This window comes from Hymenobacter crusticola, from assembly GCF_002154225.1.
GTDB classification, from domain to species: Bacteria; Bacteroidota; Bacteroidia; order Cytophagales; family Hymenobacteraceae; genus Hymenobacter; species Hymenobacter crusticola.
The window spans coordinates 1-2204 of record NZ_MTSE01000089.1; the positions used below are offsets into that span (position 1 = coordinate 1).

A 2204-nucleotide genomic window follows, 5' to 3' on the forward strand; every position below is an offset into this window, starting at 1 on the left:
GCAGTACGCGAATACCGGCCTGACTCAGCTCGGCTTGGGCGGGCAGCGTGGCGGTGGCCGTCACCGACAGGGGCACCCGGTAAGAGGTGTTAAGCGGGATGCTGTCTTGTTGCGCCAGCGTGGTGCTCAGGCGGGCCACCATCGCCAGGGGCTTGCCGCCCGTTTCTTTCCAGCCATCCGGCGAGGCGCGCAGGTTCACGGTTTCGCCCGCGTAGAGCACGAGGTTCGTAGCGCCGGCAATCGGATATAACCCCGTGGCGCCGGCCGCTACATTGAGAAAAATGGCTAACCCGAGGTTTTGGCTCGCACTGGGTAAGGTGAGCGTGTACCCCGCCCCCGTCACGTAGTAGGCCTTGTTGGCGCTGAGCGTGGTGGCCTGCGTGGTGGTCACGGGGTTCGTGAAGTCAATGCCGCTACCCGTGCCCGTTCCCGGCGTGCTGCCCTTGGGCGCATACAACGTGTCCGCTAAGGCCCGGCTCAGGAGCACATACTTGCCTTCTTCTTTATTCTCACTGGCGGCTTTGTAAGCCGCCAGATCCGGGTACAGGTACTTCGGTAAGAAGGACGTGGTAAGCGTTTGACTATAGCCCACTAAGCCGAGCCCTCGGATCTTCGCGTTCGGATTGTCTGCGTTCGCTGGATCTTGTAGATCAACAAAAAAGCCGTCGCCCCCTCGGAACCAATGCCGATATGCCTCATAGAAAATCTGGCCGCCATTCGGACTATTGAAGTCAAAGACCGAAAGGCTGCCGAGCGTTTGGTTGAACACCAGGCGGGAGCCGCTGGCCATTTCTATATCCCCCGAAACCGGAGCCCCTGGCGTGGTGCCGCTGAGCGGCAAATAGTCGCCCTGCGGCGTGCTCGACTCACCTAAGCTGCCAATGATCGTTGTGGCGTTGATCTCGCCGATAATCGTGCACTTGCCGCGCAAAATCAACGTGCCTGCTTTTACAACGGGCTCCCCTTCCAGGCCGAGAATGGTGTAATCGGTGAGCGTCACTGTGCCAGTAGAATCAATGAGCAGCGATGCATTGGCATCCCGGTTGGTTTGCCCGTCGAGCAAGCCTTGCTCCAGCGAAATGCTGCCGCCGTTGTCGGCTTTGATCACCGCATTCCCCGGCAGGTTGATGCGGCCCGAGTGCACGAGGCTGCCGTTGCTGGTGGCGTACATCGCCTGCGAAGCAGTCACGGCTTGAATCGTGCCCTGGCTGCGGACTTTGCCGCTGCCCGTGACGTATAAGCCGATGGCGTTGGCCGCGGTGAGCAGCAGGTTGCCCGTATGGGTTAAGGTCGCACTGTCCTGCGCCCAAATGCCCTTCGCATCGGCCCCGATCTCGACATTGATCCGATTCAGGCGGTAGTTGAGGCTGGCATTGCCCGTGTTTTGGGGCGTGCGAATGCCGTTCGCCCCGAAGCCTTGGGCGTACACAATCGCATCCTGGCCGTTGATGTACCCCGGGCCGCTCACGATCAAGATGGTATCCATATTGAAGCTAGCTGATTGCCCGAGGGCTTGCCCGTTCAGGTTCACATTCACGCCCGGCCGCAAGGGCAGCACCGAACGGGTGTTGGGGGGCAGCACGCTCGTGATGGGATAGTACAGATCGACTAAATCACCCGCCTGCAAGGAAGTCTGAATGTCGGTGTACTGCGGATGATAGGTGCGCGCCCCATCGGCAGCGCGTGTGACGGATACCTTACCGTTGGGCAGCTGGCTGCGGGTTGCCACCGGATCACCCGCCGAGAGCAATGGGTTGCCCTCGATGCCTGCTTTTTGGGCCGCTGTGAGCTGCGTGGCATCAAATTCCAAATTCCAGTTGGCGCCTTGCACCGGCTGCGCCGTTGCGGTCATGGCCAGCCGGGCGCGCCAGAATTTCAGCCCGACGGTATAGCACCAATCCTTTTTCACCGCCTGGCTGGTGCCTGGCGTAAACACGCCGCCGTACTGGTAGCCCAGCACCGAAGGATCGAAGCCAGTGCCACCACCAGGCGTGCCCGTGATGGTGCCCACCAGCACTTTCACCAGCACCACGTCATCGACCTCTAACTCGGCCGCGGCCGAGATGCTGAGGCTGCCATTCACCAGCGAGTAGATACCCTTGGGGTAGTTAGGCAATATGGCATCATCGCCGTACTTGGCGTTGCGCACCACCACCGAGAGTACCTCTTTGGTGTCGGCCGGCAGCGGAATAGTTTGCGCGCCA

1 protein-coding gene is annotated in these 2204 nt (G+C 60.8%); it reads right to left on the minus strand.

Features of this window, described 5'->3' with window-relative positions:
- On the minus strand, positions 1–2204 hold a 2204-nt coding region (locus BXP70_RS30170), incomplete at both ends, for a hypothetical protein (RefSeq protein WP_179197902.1).